10 protein-coding genes are annotated in these 17,801 nt (G+C 44.9%); 4 read left to right on the forward strand and 6 right to left on the reverse strand.

The genetic code is table 11. The annotated features are described in order from the left end of the window. Positions 1–499: 499 nt before the first annotated feature. Both BLP92_RS15175 and rbsK read right to left on the reverse strand, forming a co-directional pair. The gene (locus BLP92_RS15175; RefSeq protein ID WP_090843804.1) at positions 500–982 is read right to left on the reverse strand and encodes a hypothetical protein; all 483 of its coding nucleotides are present in this window, start codon (positions 980–982) and stop codon (positions 500–502) included. 138 nt (positions 983–1,120) lie between these two features. After that, complete coding sequence (gene rbsK, locus BLP92_RS15180) at positions 1,121–2,038, reverse strand: ribokinase (RefSeq protein WP_090843805.1); 918 nt, start codon at positions 2,036–2,038, stop codon at positions 1,121–1,123. A gap of 153 nt (positions 2,039–2,191) precedes the next feature. On the opposite strand from rbsK, the gene BLP92_RS15185 reads away from it, so the two are divergent. After that, positions 2,192–2,917, forward strand: a complete 726-nt coding sequence (locus BLP92_RS15185) for a hypothetical protein (protein ID WP_090843806.1) — start codon at positions 2,192–2,194, stop codon at positions 2,915–2,917. An 87-nt stretch (positions 2,918–3,004) separates the two neighbouring features. Here the strand turns inward: BLP92_RS15185 and BLP92_RS15190 are convergent, their stop codons facing one another. Next, positions 3,005–3,469, reverse strand: a complete 465-nt coding sequence (locus tag BLP92_RS15190; protein ID WP_175444322.1) for a competence protein ComK — start codon at positions 3,467–3,469, stop codon at positions 3,005–3,007. Positions 3,470–3,902: 433 nt separating this feature from the next. On the opposite strand from BLP92_RS15190, the gene BLP92_RS15195 reads away from it, so the two are divergent. After that, positions 3,903–4,412: a sigma-70 family RNA polymerase sigma factor gene (locus tag BLP92_RS15195; RefSeq protein WP_090843808.1), complete on the forward strand. Its 510-nt coding sequence runs from the start codon at positions 3,903–3,905 to the stop codon at positions 4,410–4,412. Positions 4,413–5,091: 679 nt separating this feature from the next. Here BLP92_RS15195 and BLP92_RS15200 read toward each other — a convergent pair. Then, entirely contained in the window at positions 5,092–6,201 is a 1,110-nt protein-coding gene (locus tag BLP92_RS15200; protein ID WP_175444323.1) for an HD-GYP domain-containing protein, read from the reverse strand. A gap of 375 nt (positions 6,202–6,576) precedes the next feature. Next, complete coding sequence (locus tag BLP92_RS15205; protein WP_090843816.1) at positions 6,577–12,330, reverse strand: pullulanase; 5,754 nt, start codon at positions 12,328–12,330, stop codon at positions 6,577–6,579. 1,063 nt (positions 12,331–13,393) lie between these two features. On the opposite strand from BLP92_RS15205, the gene BLP92_RS15210 reads away from it, so the two are divergent. After that, entirely contained in the window at positions 13,394–14,371 is a 978-nt protein-coding gene (locus BLP92_RS15210; protein WP_090843810.1) for a LacI family DNA-binding transcriptional regulator, read from the forward strand. A gap of 43 nt (positions 14,372–14,414) precedes the next feature. Further along, on the forward strand, positions 14,415–16,562 hold the full coding sequence (locus BLP92_RS15215) for an alpha-galactosidase (RefSeq protein WP_090843811.1): 2,148 nt from the start codon (positions 14,415–14,417) through the stop codon (positions 16,560–16,562). 35 nt (positions 16,563–16,597) lie between these two features. Here the strand turns inward: BLP92_RS15215 and BLP92_RS15220 are convergent, their stop codons facing one another. Next, entirely contained in the window at positions 16,598–17,044 is a 447-nt protein-coding gene (locus tag BLP92_RS15220) for a VanZ family protein (RefSeq protein WP_090843812.1), read from the reverse strand. Positions 17,045–17,801 lie beyond the last annotated feature (757 nt).

The raw sequence follows: 17,801 nt of genomic DNA on the forward strand, positions 1-17,801 counted from the left end.
GTAAAGATGACTTTAAAATCATTTGGTCCGCTGTGCTAATGCTTTCGACGGAGAAAGTACACACAGCCTCTGGAAGAACGAGCTGGGTAGATTCTGCAACGCAGCGAGGAAGCGCAGGAACTCATCCACGACAGGTCAGTTGCAACGAAATTTTTTCCTATCAATAATGAGCATTAACAGTGCTTTTTAAAAATAGCTGTCTTAAAAATAAAAGTTTTGCTAAAAAGAAGTAATACTGCTTCACTTTCGGAGAGGCTGACCCAAGGGCTTGTTCTCGACTAATTTCTTTCACAGAGCACAGCTTCCATCGATCTACAGCCAGGATCGATTCCACTCGTGCTTTGTGACCAGGCCACTTGGATTCTCGAACGGCGCTCGTGCTTCCTCTCCTTCGTTACACAGCAGTATTAATTTTTATCTTTCATGGTGCAGTTTTTTTTCATGAAGGTCTCCCTTGAAAATAATGCAATTCAATCGCAAAAAAAGACTGCAGAGAGATTTATTTCTCCTGCAGTCTATCTGCTTCTTCTTCCATCGTTTCTGCTTCCGCCATAGGCTCACGTTCCAGCATTTCCTGTATCACATTCTGCCACACCCATAATAAAGCAGCCGCAGATATTACACCGGAGGCATTCAGCAGCACATCCAGCGCCAGTGCCTCCCTTGTGAAAAATACCTGCATCACCTCAATAAAGGTAACTACGAGCAGCAAGAAGACTACTGGCAAAAACCTTACCCCCATCCAGTGAAAGAATAAGAGTCCAAGAATAAATGAACTGAGGACGTGAAATACTTTAAAAAGCAGCAGCAGTCTGCTGTCCATCAGCACGCCTGTGTAGCTGACAGACCAAAATCCAGATAAAGAAGGTTCTGAGACCAGCTGAAAAGAAACACTTAATTCTCGTAAAAACGCTGTGGAACTTTCTGTCCACATCCCGATGGTATATAATGCCAACCATATAAAAAAGATAAGACCTCTCACAATAAGACCCCTTTTTATTTAAATCCCCCTGCATCAGCTGGAATTACAGTAATAGTGAAGAGGTTCATTTTATCACACAAGTTTTTTGGAAGAAACTGTTTCCTCTGTTTATAAATACTTCTCCACAATTTTATATTTTTAATTTTGATTCTTCCATCGCGCCAATTCATCTCGTGTAGGCATCGCAGGCGCGGTCCCTTCTTTCGTAACGGAAATTGCCGCAGCGATATTCGCACGTTCGCACGCTTCTTTTACCGGCAGCCCTTCCGCTGTAAAGTACGCAAAAGCCCCATTAAAAGCATCTCCTGCACCAGTAGTGTCTTTTGCTTCCACCTGTACACCAGGTAAAAAGTACAGTTCTTCGTTATCTGCGACGCAGCATCCCTGCCTGCCCATCGTGATGATCACTGTTGAAATACCTTTCCCCTGCAAAATACCGGCTGCTTCCGCTGCCGACTTCCTGTCCGTCACTTGTACTCCGGTCATTTCTTCTGCTTCCGTTTCATTTGGAGTAATCACGTCTATTTTGGCGAGAAGATCTTCCGGCAGCTCCTGGAAGGGGGCAGGATTTAATATAATCCGCTTTCCTTTTTCAAATGCAGTCTGCACGCAGGCTTCAATTGCCTCCATTGATATTTCCAGCTGAAGCAGAATGATCGCAGCTTCTTCTATCGCGGAAGAAGCCCCTGCTATTTCTGCTTTTGTGATTTCTCCGCAGGCTCCCGGGGAAACAACGATGGTGTTTTCCCCTGCCTGATCAACTGTAATTAAAGCTGTTCCTGTAGGCGCAGCCGCAGACTGATATATGAATTCCGTTCGAATATTTTCCTTTGTAAATGATTTTAAAGCTTCTTCGCCAAACGTGTCTTTCCCTACCTTGGTTACCATCGTCACTTCTGCTCCCAGCCTGGCAGCTGCCACCGCCTGATTGCCTCCCTTGCCTCCGGGCCCCATGCGAAAAGAGTTTCCAAGCACTGTTTCCCCAGGCTTGGGGAAATGCGAAGTCCGGGAAGTGAGATCCGTGATATAGCTTCCTGCCACTACAATTTTTGCCATTCCATTCACCTGCTTTTTCTTTATTATAGCAGAATCAATTTCCTGAAAAATATCCGTATGATTAAACTTATTATCTTAGAATTCTTCTTCCTTCTTACTTTAGGGACTAAGAGCAGTTTCTTTTGGGTACGAGGTCTTCAAGGAGGCTCTTATATGTTCTTAATACTTAGCTTTTTATGTGTTCTCGGTTTTATAGCCGTCCATTTATTTTCTGAGCGGTTAACTTTCCTTCACACCGCACCGCGCAGCAAAGTACTTTCTGCAGCAGGCGGCGTATCTATCGCGTATGTATTTATGCATCTGCTCCCGGAACTTCATATGTTTCAGGATCAATTGAATGAAGCGGGTTACGAGCTCTGGGTACTGGATCAGTATCACGTCTACCTCGCCTCTCTTCTTGGTCTCGTGGTTTTCTATGGACTGGAACGCATGGCAAAAAAAGCCCGCACCGGAAGTGAGAAACCTGAGGTGGAAAGCAACTGGGTCTTCCGGGTTCACGTGCTGTCTTTTTTTGTTTATAATTTCCTGATTGGTTACTTAATTATTCATGGAGAGTACCAGGAGCCGGGAGATCTTTTACTTTATTTCGCTGCGCTTTCCGTGCATTTTATTTCCAATGATTATTCACTGCGCCTGCATCACGAACATCAATACGACCATTTTGGCAGGTACATGCTTGCGGCTGCCGTGTTTTTCGGATGGCTGCTGGCGCTATTTATTGAGGTGTCTGAAGTAACCGTAACGATGCTGTTTTCCTTCCTCGCCGGAACAATGATTTTAAATATATTAAAGGAAGAACTCCCGGCTGAAAGAGAAAGCAACTTTTGGGCATTCGGCATTGGTGTTTTATTATACACGCTGCTGTTATACGCCCTTTAATCTACGAAGCCCCTCCTGCAGCATATTTTTCTGCAGCAGAGGGGATATTATTTTGTTATATATTTTTCCGACAGCTAATCTATCCTGTCATGAACCATCTGCGAAAAAGCGAAGCACATGATTGGTCCGGTAATATTGTTTTGAAACTGTATGTTCAGAAACCGGAACCTCCAGCACCTGTCCGTTCATCATAAATAAACATGTAACCCCGGGTTTTGTTGGTGACTTTTGAAAAGTACGTATGTGTGCCGGAAAAATCCAGTGGCAGTTCAAATGATTCGATGCGTGCGTGGGAAAGGTGATAATACCGGTCTTTTCATATACGAGGACCGGCGTTCTCTTAAGATACATAAGAAATTTACGGACCGCTTTTACTCGTCCTTCGTAGGATGAACTCCCTAAATAACAATTGGCATGGATAATGTCCTTAGGCTCCTGGGAGACGTGAAAAGTACGATTCACTTCATGTACTATTGTGCCCCCATCTATCTGTCGTGCGGGTTCCAACATCATCGTGTCAGAAGAAATTCTATATTCAGTTGTCGTCTTCATGAACGCTGCTCCTCTATTAAGGTTAATGGTGTGGCTAGAGTGGATCCGTAATCGCATAAGGAGGGAATTACAGGGTGCAATGTATGTCTTTCATCACTTCCTATCTGACACCATGAATTGTAAGCAGCGGACTTTTGTGGAAAAAGCACTACGAAGAAGTTGAGTATAGTCACAGGAAAAGCTTACGAGGCTGATTTATATTTACATAATATATCATAATATGGGAACGATCAACTTATATTTTCAGATTTTTCTTATTATGGTATTTAATTAACTATTTTCGGGGTAAAAGTTCATTTTTATCCGGGTGAAACTTAACGTTTACTTTCGTATAAACAATAAGAAAAGCCATTCGCCTGCTTTTATTATATTCTATACGATGAATGTACCGCGGAATACATGAGGGAGCGCGCCCCTCTGAAAAGGTACATTCATGAAAAAGGAAAAGGAATTCGAAAAAGTTTTAAGCCAGTTTATGCCGATGGTTTATGGAGTGATTCATAAGTGGAATCTAATGCGGGAAAAAGAAGAGTATGAGCAGATCGGCAGAATTGCGATTTACGAAGCATGGCTCAAGTATGATACGGCTGCGGGTCCCTTTGCTCCGCTTGCGAAAAGCTATATCTACGGAAAAATCCGCCATGAACTGACAAGACAGGATAAGCGGAAGTCACGCGCTTACTCCCTGGAGCCGGAATTACTTTTCAACATAGCAGATAGTCAGCATAGTGAAGAGATAGTGCTGCTGCAGCAGTGGATTCTTCAGTTAGATCTTACCCCACGTGAAAAAGACTGGGCAGCTGCTTATATTATTGAAAATTTAAAACCAGCTGATATTGCAGTAAAGTACGGGGTCTCTGTAACGACTGTGAAGAGCTGGAGAAAAACTGCATTAAAGAAGCTGCGCAGCGGCAGCATGCAGGAATGTGAACCAATTCTATAATTTTACTTCCTCAACAAACGAGCAAATAGTAAGAAAAAATCCTGAACTACAAGCTGAGTTTTCCGTCAGCCTGATTCCATCATTATTAATGGAAATATAATATGTAATCCTGTCCAGCGGAGGAAAACCAGCCGCTGGGCATTTGCTGTCCCTTTTATAAAAGTTCTATTTATTCATGCGCGTTATTTATCCAATATAACCTAAATAATATCCTGTGTTTCCGATCTAAAAAAGCAAGAAAGGGCTTCTTATCTGGAATGCAGTAAGACGCTCTGCTCCCGCCGGACGCTTTCCGGAGGGGACTCTCTCAGCTAGTCTGCCTTCGGCAGCCGGATCTTCGAATCGCCCTCAATCCTCTCGGAGTCACCGGCTTCGCGCCGCTCTTTTTTTGAAAAAGATTGCATTCCTTTTTTAATTGTTTGAAAAAAGGAATGCTGTAGTTTTACGAAGTGATGAACTCTCATTATTTCTTAGTCAGAAATAAAAGACATCCCGCATTAGCAGAGTGAGACTTTGGAAAAAGAAAGTTTGAAGATCACTGGACCGTCCCGCATTCTGGCTGTGCGTAACCATACCTTCTATTCGGAAGCCGAAAGCTTTCTCCACGGCATGCGAAGAAATAGAAACCGCAGACACTGCAATACTGTATCCTATCGATAATCGACAGACGTGATATTTATTAAAATGCTTCGGCTCTTTCTTTCTCTAAATACATTTTTTTCGATCTTGCGTCTGCAAAATCAATGATTTCAACTTCTTTTGATTCTTCCGCTGAAAGCATTTTACCCTCTACATATAACATCGGATGCTCCATATTCTCCAGGGGAATTTGAATAATCTGCCCAATTCTTCCGTCTGATAAGTAAGCGTAGGAACCTGTGTAGGAACTGAGCATGTGTCCTACAAACGGCATTCCCAATTTACTCGAAAGACGCCCTGCGAAGATATCATCTGAAATTACTTTTAATGCAGTAAGCGGTGACCTTTTTCTCTTGTAGGAACGGTCGGAAGATATTGCGTCAAATACGTCCGCAATCGCTACGATTCTCCCTGTCTCAGATAGTTTTTCTCCTTTTTTCCTGTGAGGATAGCCACTTCCATCTATTCTTTCATGATGTTCCAGCGCCCCCAGAAGCATCATTTCTGAAACAACCGGATTTGTTTGAAGCAGGTCATATCCTTTTTCGGGATGTTTTTTAATCTCAGTAAACTCTTCATTTGTTAAAGCTCCAGGTTTCTGAATAATATCATTTGAAATTTTCAGCTTGCCGATATCATGCATCAGGCCACTCTTGCCTATTTCAAGTACATGCTCTTTTGAAAAATTCTGAAGCTGGGCAATAAGCGAAGATATCAGCCCTACGTGAATGCTGTGCCGTAAAGTATATTCGCTGTGTCCCTGCATCTGCTGTAAAACTTCCAATAAATTAATACCATTTAATGCTTCTTCAATTAGATCTTCAAATAATACCAGAGGTTCTTCCAATGGTAATAATTCGTTATTTTCAGCTGCTTCAAATACCGGCCGCAGACTTTCATACTGCTTCTGATACAACGCTAAAAATGTTTGATGCTTTTCGCCCAGCTTTCCCGTCATCTGTTCAAGTACTGATGTTGATTCTCCTAAGCGTATTTTCCTGATATCATGCTGCAGAAGCTGTGCCACATGGTGCGTTGTTAAAATCATACCTTTTCTTAACAGCAAATGTCCTGCTCCGGAAAATATATCTTCTTCTACTTTGCGGTCAAGCGCTAAGTAAGGAAACTGTTTTATATCCACCCACTCCACTTTCATAACCTCCCGATACATTCATAAAGTTCACTTAAAATCTACATATTGCAGCTGGCGTTTCTTAAAAAGTTGAACCACTGCAAAAGACGCTGTTCAATAAACATGTTAACAAGACTTTAGATTTACATAACATGTATAAATTACATTAATTAGATATATAATATCACAAAATACCTATTATTCTATTTTTAAATTCTTATTTTTTATTAATTATACTTTATACAAAACAAAATACCCATTAAATATTCCTTGTTGATAAAGAATTACATGACTTTCTATGAAATCATTTCGTCTCCGTACAAAAAAAGCTCCCACCAAATTGGTGGGAGCGGACTTTGCAACTATTAATTTTAAGACATTTTTTTATGAATATTAATTTTTATTTGCCCCTCCGCGGCCCGGCCGGTCTGCCGGCGGTCCTGGATTCACCCATTCCGGGGGACCAGGCGCCCAGGATGGCGGTCCAGGTGCATCAGGTCTGCCCGGCTTACCTGGTTTTTGCGGACCGCTTTCTTCCACTTCTCCAGTTTTCACTATTACCGCTGTTAATGGATCAATGGTGATGGAAGAAGCAGTCAGTGCGAATCCATTTTCCTCTGCTACTGGTCCTGCGCCTGCTTCATCCGCATCTGCGACAATGACTCCCTCTGTAAGATCCTCCTCGAGAGAAAGCGTGCGCTCCTGCGCATCCGCATTAATAAACACATGATACGTCTCCTCTCTTTCCAGAGACTCGGCGCGGTAGCCGATAAGAAGATCTTCGGCATTAATTTCCGGCGCTTCAATCAGTGACACCTGCGCATCGATTTCCTCCATAGTGCCGAAAGTAAATGCGTCCGTGGAACGGCGCAGTTCAATCATGCCTGCAGCCATGTCCTGCGTTACATTATTAATCGGATATTCTTCTGCATCCGTTGCTTTTTCCCAGTCAAACAGGTTAATTGCATCCGTAGAATCGTAGGAATCATGAATGAAATATGGATATTCAAACGGATTACCATCTGCATCCTCCATATAAGTGGATTTATACGGCTCCTCTCCTTCTGGAACAGGCGCAATATAATCCTCATGACGGAACTGTTTCGTACGGCCGAATTCCTGCCCGCCGTGCAGAAATGCTGTTCCCTGTGCAGTCAGGACCATCGCATTTCCTAAACGGATACGCTGATGAATTTCTTCCTGATGATCTTTTGGATCTTTTTGAATTGACTGTGCAATTACATCGTGCAGCGTCAGATTGTCATGCGCTGCAATATACGGTACGACATCCCCCGGATTCGTTGCGGTGAAATTCGCCGGATTTGCGGTGAGATTATTGTAAATCCGCTCAATATCACGCGCCCCGCCGGTAAGAAACCTCGGTTCTCCTTCACTGCCGAAGCCTGATTTCAATTCATTCCGGAAATCATCTGAGAAAGAACCGACACTTTCTGTATACTGCATCCACTGCTGGTCCGCAGGCTGCACGTCAGGATAATTTTCATCCCCTGCATACGTGACCCAGCCTTCGCCGATCATGACGATATTGGGATTTACTTCTTTTGCTTTATCGTACGCGATCTGAATAGTTTCTGCATCATGGTCTCCCATCATATCGAAGCGGAAGCCGTCCACCTTAAATTCCTCCACCCAGTACATGATCGAGTCTACAAGAATACGGCGGGCCATTTCATGCGTTGTGCCGAGACGTCCTCCGCCAAAGCTTACGCGGGACGTGCCGTCCGCATCCATGAAGTGGTAATAATTCGGCTCCAGATCTTCGAAAATGTGTACACGTGCAGTATGGTTGTACACTACATCAAGCACTACTCCCATATCGCGTTCATGAATTTCATGAATCAGCTGCTTAAATTCTTCAATCCGCTTTTCTGCATCTTCCGGATCCTGTGAATACATACCCGTTAATGAGAAATAGCTGTGCGGGTCATAACCCCAGTTGTAATTATTCTGTGTAGAAGAATAATTGAGCATCCGCTCTCCTGCCGTAAATTCATTCGAGAAGAAATAGCTCATTACCGGCAGCAGCTGTACGTGCGTCACTCCTAAGTCCTCCAGGTAATCCAGCCGCTCCGCAAACGCGCCGAACGTGCCGAATTCATTTTCCAGCTCGTCTTCAATCGAAGGATCGGAGGTGAAATCACGGACGTGCAGTTCGTAAATAATTGCATCTTCCCGCTTTTCAAATCCTTCAATTTCCGCAAAATCAAGCTCCGGCCCAATCGATGAAGGGTCTACGATTGCTGCTTTCCCAATGTAGCTGTCCTCATCATCACTGTTCCAGGCTGCCATTGAAGGAGCATACGGATCAAGCGCCTCAACTGTTTCTCCGTCTCTTTCAATCATATAGTGATAATAGTATCCTGTATGATTTTCTACGCCTGTATTTCCTGCATCAAGCGTCACTTCCCAGACACCTCTGTCCTGGCGCTCCATGTCTACATCTTCTGCTACTATGCTGTCCTGATCGTCTTTATCGTATAATGTAATGCTCACATTGTCCGCGCTCGGTGACCAAAGCTTCAGCGTGACGGATCCATCCTCATGAAGCTCCGCTCCAAGATTCCCGTCATAGCTGTAGAGCTCGTCCTTCAGGCGCCAGCCGATCATCGCACTCGCCGACCGGTTGTTGAAAGTAACCGTAAACGGCGCAAGATCCAGATCAAACGTGCCGTGGAGGTTGACTGTCACTCCATCGTCTTCTATCGTTACTCGGTCAAATGCGACAGCATCCCCATTACGGTCTGTAATTTGTATCCCTTCAAAAAGCTGATTTTCCGTTAAATTTTCTGTGCCTGAAAAAGTCAGCTCAATTCTTTCTTCAGAAAGGACTTCGGCATTTCTTAACCCGTCCTGCGTCGTATAGTAAGGGTTGTTGAAAGCTGTGTCGGTGCCTTCCTGTACGAAAATCTGATTGTATCTTTCCAGATCGGAGAAGCTCATATCATTCGTCTGTTCTCCAGTCTCTTTGTTTAAAAAGAGAAATCCTATTTCTTCCGCATCTTCTGTCAGCTCCACGTCCAGATAGGCACCGTATCTTCCTGTACCTTCAAATTCTGTAGCACCGTCCGGCCAGTCTCCCAGTTCGCCAGAAGGAACTGCAACGTCTTCAAAAGACCAGACTGCCCAGTTTTCATAATCATCGTTTTCCCGGTCATAATGAACACGGACCTCATTTTCGCCGAGATTTACAGGCTCTGCCAGTACGTAAGAGCCGTCTTCATAAAGCCAGATCTCATTCATTCTTTCTGAAATAAGATCTACCTGTACGTCTCCTGTAATATTATCGCCGCCTGTATTATTAATGAGCATGCTCAGCCTGTCTGCCCCGGGCTCCAGCTCAATATCAATATACGGTCCGAAATCGGTGCTGTTTTCTTCACTGAACCGCTCATCTCCCGGCCAGGAAGCATTTTCTTCAGACGGCACTGCCGCTCCGTCCCAGTACCAGACACCCAGGGTAGAAACGTTCGTGTCTCCTGCATCATAATGCACACGCAGGTGATTTTCAGGAATCTCACTGGAAGGCTCTTCCGGTGCCGGTGCTTCCTCTCCTACTATCGTTCCGTTATCTGCAGTAAGAAGAACCGTTCCTCCGTCTGCTTTTGCCGGAAGGGTAATAGTTACCTGATTGTTTTCTGAAGCGTACGTTTCCCCGGAGTATGCGTCCGTTACTACCGTATCTGCGCCTTCCACACCTAGTGTTACTTCCTGCGCCTCATCCGCCACGTTCAGGCCTACAAAGACACTCTCTCCATTGTGGGTGCGGTCAAACACGAGAAACTCTTCCTCATCAGATCCCGCTGTCTCGCTGCGGCCGCCGCGGGCAAAAATTTCTGAATGTTCTCCGCGGAACTGAAGCAGCTTCTGATAATGTTTGTGAATTTCGCTGTCTTCCACTTCGCTCCAGGCAAAGTCATAGCGGTTATCATACTGCGGCCAGTTATCGTCGCCGGACTGCCCCAGTTCTTCCCCATAATAAATGACCGGCTGTCCTTTCGCCGTGATCTGCAGTGCTGCGCCGATCAGCAGTGCCTCTTCTCCGTGGTTGTAAAGGAATCCTTCTTCATCGTGACTTCCTAAAAACTGCCCTAATAAAGACGTATTATCCATTCCTGCATTACGTTCCTGCAGATCTTCATTTACCGATTCCAGGTTACCCCGTGCAAAATCGCGGGCACTGTTTTTAAAGCCGAAATCGAGTAAAGAATCCATCGTTCCTGTCTGTAAATATCCCTGATCGTCGTTCTGGTTCGCACCCCAGGACTCGCCAATCATTTTAAATTCACTGTCTTTCTCTGTTAATTCATTTTTAAAATGCTGCCAGGTCGTATCATCCACATGCTTAACAGTATCTACCCGGTAATAGGATATGGCATTCCCATTTTCCGTCGTAGAACGGTCCAGCCATGCTGTCTGCCAGTCGACCAGCTGATTGCGCACCTCCGGGTTTTCTGTTTCAAAATCAGGCAATCCCGCAAGCTCCATCGTCTGGTCATCCGAGCCTGGATTGTCACGGATCATGCCGTCAAAACGCTCGACTATTTCCGGTCCGGGATAGCCATCCGGCGCTTCTCCTTCCGGCAGTTGATCGCTTTCGCGCACGTCATAGCCCGGGTGATTGAGCACCACGTCCACCATGATTTTCATATCTCTCGCTGCCGCCTCGTCAATCAGTGTATGAAACTCCTCGAGCGTTCCAAGGTGCGGATTTAACTCTTCAAAATCACTTGCCCAGTAGCCGTGGTAGCCAAAGTAGTTTCCAGCAGAAGCATCCCACTCTACATCGTGTGCAATGTTTTCTACAATCGGAGTAATCCAGACCGTGTTTACTCCCAAATCATCCAGATAGTCAAGATTCTCTGTTACACCTGCGAAATCTCCCCCTTGATATGTACCGCGGGGATTTTCATCATCGTACTGCGCGTAATCCAAACCGTAAGGATCATTGTTATCAGGATTTCCATCTGCAAAGCGGTCTGTCAGCATAAAGTAAATCATCGCTTCGTCCCAATCAAACTCGCCTTCTTCCTTACTGCGCTCAGTTACTTCCGCAGTCGCTGACCCCTGATACATGCCGCCTTCTTCATCAATTGCTGTAATTGGAAGATCGTATGTGCCGGGTTCCGTGTCGTAAGCTGCTGCGATCGACACTGCCTCGAGCTCCGGCGAAACAGCAAGTTCACTGCTCCCTCCAAGCGCACTCGTATCCGCATAAATCGTATCCACTTCGACATCGCTGTTGTTTTCTATATGCACTTCGAGCACTGCATTTTCGTTGTAATGGAATGCTTCCTTAACCGAACCGCTTACGCTGATGTCATATTCTCCTTCTTTCAGCTCGCGGTCCTCTTCTTCTGCGCCTGTGGAAACAAAGTAAGGATTCGTATAAACTTCATCGTCCCCTTCCCGCAGAAAGATCTGGCTGTGCGTGTCAAAATCACCGAAGTTCATGTCGCCGGACTGCTCTGCACTTTCATCCCGTTTCACAAGCAAAAAACCAATGCCGGAAGCGTTCGGCGCAAGCGCCAGGTCGTGGTAGGCTCCGTATCTTCCTGTCTGCTCACTTGAAAAAGCGTGTGCATCCATCGGCCAGTCGGAAAGTTCCTCCGCTACGCTGCCCCAGGTCCAGAGGCCCCATGGCTCATACTCTCCTTCCGCCTGAAAGTTAACCCGCAGCGTATCGCCTTCAAGCGCCTCCGGCTCGTAGTAATACACCTGCTCCTCCTGCGTAATCCATACTTCATCCATCTCTTCTGCAAGAATATCTATGTCAATGTCACCAGATACGTTTTCCCCACCCCGGTTATTAATTACCAACCCCAGAGAGGAAGCATCTTCCGCCAGCTCAATATCTACATAGGCACCGAAATCCGTCGTGCCGTAATCAGAAAACCAGCTGCCGTCCGGCCAGTCCGTCGGTTCTTCTGCAACGTCTCCCCAGAACCATACACCGAGCTGTGTGACATCCTTATCACCGTAATCATAGTGGACGCGAAGCGAACCTTCGTCTACTCCACTATCTTGCTCTTCTTCTGCCACAGCCGCCGGGGCAAACCCTGAAAAGATACTGAGTCCCATTACTCCCGTCATCATCAAAGCACTTCGTCGTGTTTTTCTTTTATACAAGAGCTTTTCTCTCCCTTCAAAATACATGAAATTATTTCCTGAAACAGTTCAGACCTCCTTTTCCTGTGAGTGCCGAAATCCCGTGTGCAACACTGTGCAAATTATGGAAACGTTTGCACAAACGACAAAATAAAAAGCGCCCTTCTGGTATTTTTATTAAAAATAACAATGTAAGCGCCTTCTTGTTTTCAATCATAGCCTAATTATTTTGACAATTCAATAGATTTTCTTTATATAAGCTGTTTAACGTATTTATTGGGAGTAATTAGAAAAAATCTGGACGAGGTTATTGATGGAAAGGTGAATCTCGCACTCAGCCCGGGGAATGCGGTGAGGGGGGAGGTCTTATTTTACTGTCTCGGTCGCTATTTTACTCCGAATCGCCTATACTTTACTCCGATGCCGCTATACTGATATGAAAACACGCTATGCTTTACTCCGATCCGCTTATACTTTAATGAAATCACGTTATACTATATCGTCCGCCCCCGCACCCCGGAAAAGCATATTACCTTCTTCATTCAACCCCTCCACCTCTGGAAACTGCAAAATGGAGCAGCTAATTTACGCTCGGGCCCGCTATTTTACTCCGCTTCACCTATACTTTACTCCGATCCCGCTATACTGACATGAAAACGCGCTATGCTTTACTCCGATCCCGCTTATACTTTAATGAAATCACGTTATACTGTATCGTCCGCCCCCGCACCCCGGAAAAGCATATTACCTTCTTCATTCAACCCCCTTCCCCACTGGAAACTGCAAAATGGAGCAGCTAATTTACGCTCGGACCCGCTATTTTACTCCGCATCACCTTTACTTTACTCCGCCCCCGCTATACTGATATAAAAACGGGCTATGCTTTACTCCGGACCCACTATACTGACATCACCTTCCGCTATGGCGACTCCCGGTCCACTAATCATCCACCTTCCTCTAAGTCAATGTTTAAGTAAATTAATTACTAAAATAATTACTGAATAAGATTGACTATTTTACCAATCATATTTAGTATTAAATTTGAAAGTGCTTTCATTAAGATGTTTTCAGGGGGAGATATTATTTGGCTACTATTAAAGATATTGCTTTCAGAGCAGGCGTTTCGGCCGCCACTGTTTCCCGTGTATTAAATTATGATAAGACCCTATCTGCGACGGAAGAAACGAAGAAAAAAGTGTTCGAAGCAGCAGAAGAACTTTCCTATACCAAAATCCGCCACAAAAAAGCCGCGGAGCAAAAAATTGCTTTTTTACATTGGGTAGATGAAAAAGAAGAGCTGAATGATATCTACTATATGGCCATCCGCTTCGGCATTGAAAAGAGAGCAGCAACTGCCAACACTACTCTTTTCAGATTTAATGATATTGAATCAATTGATCAGGACGTGGATGGAATAATTGCTGTCGGGAGATTCAATCCCGCACAAGTTAAGGAGTTAAAAGAAATCAGTAACCACATTGTTTTCGTTGATACCAATCCCGATGAGGAAAACTCGGATACTGTGCTTGCTGATTTTGAAAGAGTTACTACCTCAGTACTCGACTATTTTACACATAAAGGATTTCAGGAAATCGGATTTATAGGCGGGTATGAAACTTATAAAAATGCTATTTCTCCTATAACCGATGTCCGGGAAAGATATTACAGGAACTATATGACGGAAAAAAATTTACTTAAGGAAGATCACATTTTTATAGGAGACTTTTCTGTAGAATCCGGCTACAAGCTGATGAAAGAAGCAATTCAACAATTAGGGGATCAGCTGCCGCAGGCTTTTTTTGCTGCAAACGATCCGCTGGCAATCGGCGCGCTGCGCGCCCTGCATGAGGGAGGAATTTCCGTGCCTGAGCGGGTGAGGTTAATAGGAGTGAATGACATTACTGTATCCAAATACGTTTATCCGCCTTTGAGCACTGTAAAAATATATACGGAACTGATGGGTGAAACTGCAGTGGATCTTATTTCCGAACAGATAAATGAAAAAAGAAATGTAGCGAAAAAAGTCTTTCTCAGCAGTAAATTAATTATTAGAAAAACGTAAAAGAGCTGCTTTATAAAATAATTTTCACACTGGAGGAGAACTTATGAATATATTTACTTTGGATAACAACAGGCGCTTTGTACTTGAAACCCGCCGAACTGCTTATGTTTTCGACCGTCATGACAGTGGGCATATGCAGCATATTTACTGGGGGAAAAAGTTAAGTAAAGCAGATTATGAAGCCATCGACGCTTTTGTCATTCCCCATTCTTCCTTTGAAGACTCCCGCGGTGTAATGGGCTATGACTTTATTCCCTGGGGTGAATTAGTGTATTCCGAACCTACCTTGAAGGTATCGAATACAACCGGCGAGCGCGGATTTGACTGGAAGTTCCAGGATTATAAAATTTCGAAGTCCGGAAAAGCTGAACGCCTTTCCATTCAGCTTACTGACCAGGAAAACCGCTATTTGCTGGAGCTGCATTATGATGTCTATCCCGAATATGACATGATCGGCAGGAGTCAGACGATCCGGAATCACGCTGGAGAAACGCTCCACCTGGAAGCTGCCAGGTCCCTTCAGGTGAGTTTTACTCCCTCTCAAACTTACCAGTTCAGTCATCTGGCTGGAAAGTGGGTAGGCGAATTTCAGCTGATCCAGGAAGAAATCAGGGAAGGCCGCAAAACGATAGACAGCCGGCGCGGCAGCACTTCCCACCATGCAAATCCATGGTTTGCCATCGACGACGGTGCAGACGAACATCACGGAAACGTCTGGTTCGGCCACTTCGCCTATTCCGGCAACTGGGACCTGCATGTAGAAAAAGACGCCCACGGGTTCGTTCATGTCAGCGGCGGCCTCAATGACTTCGACTTTTTTCAAAGTCTGGATAAGAATGAATCCTTTGAAACCCCTGTCTTTTATATCGGCTGCAGCGATAAGGGATTTACGGGAATGAGCCAGCTATCACATACCTTTCAGCAGGAAGTGATTCTTCCGGAAGAGCACCGGCACCAGACAAGAAAAGTACTTTACAACTCCTGGGAAGCCACTTATTTTGAAGTGTCTGCAGCGGATCAGATGGCCCTTGCAGAAAAAGCAGCGGACATTGGCTGTGAAATGTTTGTCGTAGATGACGGCTGGTTTGGGGAGCGCCATTCTGATGAAGCGGGACTTGGAGACTGGGAGGTAAACAAAAGTAAATTCCCGGAGGGCCTTGACCCTCTTATCAAGCGTGTCAGCGAACTCGGCATGGATTTCGGCATATGGGTCGAGCCGGAAATGGTAAACGAAGACAGCCAGCTCTTCCGGCAGCATCCCGACTGGATTTATCAGTTTTCCGGCAAAACTACAACAAAAGCCCGGAACCAGTTTGTATTAAACTTCGGCAAAAAAGAAGTGCAGGAATATATTATCAAATCTCTCGAACAGCTGATGGATAATCATAATATCAAGTTTTTCAAATGGGATATGAACCGGGCAGTTTCAGAGCCTGGGCTCACAGAGATGAGAAATGGAAAAGCGGTACACACCAGTTCTCCCGCTTCTCAAAAATCGCTCTGGCAGGATCATGCGGATGGACTTTACCGCGTACTGGATCACCTTAAGAAAAAGTACCCGTCCCTTCTTATTGAAACCTGTTCCGGCGGTGGCGGACGCATAGATTTGGGCGTCCTGCAGCGAACGGATCAATTCTGGACGAGTGACAACACAGACGCAGTGGACAGGCTGCCAATTCAATACGGCTGTTCCTATGCTTATAATGCGAAAACGATGATGTGCTGGGTAACAGATTCTCCTAACTGGCTGAATCAGCGGAAAGTCCCTTTGTCCTACCGTTTCCATTCCGCGATGATGGGCTCTCTCGGCATCGGCGGCAACCTGAATCACTGGCCGGATGAAGAGAAAGAAGAAGCGGCACAGTGGATATCCCTCTATAAACAAATCCGGGAGGTGGTCCAGGAAGGCACGCAGTTTAGAATAAGTTCTCCTGATTCTGTCCAGGCAGTCACGAGTATGCAGTACGTATCAAAAGACATGGAATCTTCTGTCGTCTTTTTACTGGAAAGCGGCCTGAAATACGGTGCGCGGCCGGTGAGATTGAAGCTGAAAGGCCTGGATCCTGAAGCTGTCTATCAGCTCAACAACGAAAAAACGGCTTCCGGCGCTTATTTTATGAATATCGGCATAGACTGGTTCCTGGAAAAGCAGTATCAAAGCGAAGTATTGCAACTGAAGAAAATCAAATAAAATAAACCGGCTTACCGCATTTTTGCGGAGCCGGTTTATTTTTTCCGCCACCATTGACTGACGAGCAGGTACAGCGCGATTCCCGCCGCAGCGCCTGCGCTGTCGATCGCTACATCGGTGATCGTCCCAGCCCTCCCGGGAATGAACAGCTGATGGACCTCATCTGTAATCGCATATAGTATACAGATACACAATGCATATACGACTGCAGACGCTCCGTGAATGCGGGAAGAATGCAGAGCACGGAGCGTAAGTATTCCGAGCACAAAATATACGAAGAAATGCGCACCCTTTCGGATTAAAGTGTGCATTGCTTCTTCTGAAAACGTCACAGGCAGCACGCTTTGGAGTATGTAAAGCAGCGTCTCTGTGATGCCTCCGCTCAGTTCACTGGAGGTATCACCGGGTTGGTGGGAAAAATAAAAAATAAGGCTCATCCATAAAAGGACCAGCACCCAGGCAGTAATTTGTTGTTTTCGCAAAAGGAGAACCCTTTCTTTCTATTAAATAGTTATTTACTTAGGAAGAACTTTCGGCGAAGCGGCTATGTATGTAGCTGCTGCAATGATAGTACAATTATAACGACTAAATATGATACGCTGTTGCTTATGTAGTGGCAATGTAATCCCTTCGAATAAACTTCACCAAAAATCGCTCTTCCATGGACTTGAAGGGCAGTCCTTCCTAAGAAAATAACAAACTTATTATATCATGTAATTCCAGCTGTGCATTAAATATTTGAGAAAAAATTAATATAATTGGAAAATTTACATATTTTTCTATTCAGACTTTTGTTGGAGCTGGTTTGTGGCATGCTTATTTTACTGTCGCACCCGCTATTTTACTCCGATCGCCCTATAATATACTATAAACCTGCTATATTAAACCATCCGCGCCTTATAATGAACTTCACAGCTCCTGTGCTGGCTTCCCGACCGAGATTCTACCTTTGAAAAGCACATTACCTCCTTCATTCAACCCCCACTTCCGCTGAATCAAAGAAAATAGAGCAGCTCACCTGTGCTCTTGCCTGCTTATTTTACTGTCGCGCCCGCTATTTTACTCCGAATCGCTTATGCTTTACTATGAACCGGCTATACTTTACTCCGATCCACTTATATTTTACTCCGATCGCCCTATAATATAGAGTTAGTCTTAAAAGTGGACAGTAACGCCTCAAAAATGAGTATACTGAATATACTACAAAAAAGGACGTGTCCACGATGGGAAAAAGTTATA

The organism is Alkalicoccus daliensis (assembly GCF_900103955.1).
Taxonomy (GTDB): Bacteria; Bacillota; Bacilli; order Bacillales; family Salisediminibacteriaceae; genus Alkalicoccus; species Alkalicoccus daliensis.

Excerpts from the sequence above, each read along its gene's own strand:
- rbsK (WP_090843805.1), bottom strand. The coding sequence starts at position 2,038 with ATGGCAAAAATTGTAGTGGCAGGAAGCTATATCACGGATCTCACTTCC.
- BLP92_RS15185 (WP_090843806.1), top strand. The coding sequence starts at position 2,192 with ATGTTCTTAATACTTAGCTTTTTATGTGTTCTCGGTTTTATAGCCGTC.
- BLP92_RS15190 (WP_175444322.1), bottom strand. The coding sequence starts at position 3,469 with ATGAAGACGACAACTGAATATAGAATTTCTTCTGACACGATGATGTTG.
- BLP92_RS15195 (WP_090843808.1), top strand. The coding sequence starts at position 3,903 with ATGAAAAAGGAAAAGGAATTCGAAAAAGTTTTAAGCCAGTTTATGCCG.
- BLP92_RS15215 (WP_090843811.1), top strand. The coding sequence starts at position 14,415 with ATGAATATATTTACTTTGGATAACAACAGGCGCTTTGTACTTGAAACC.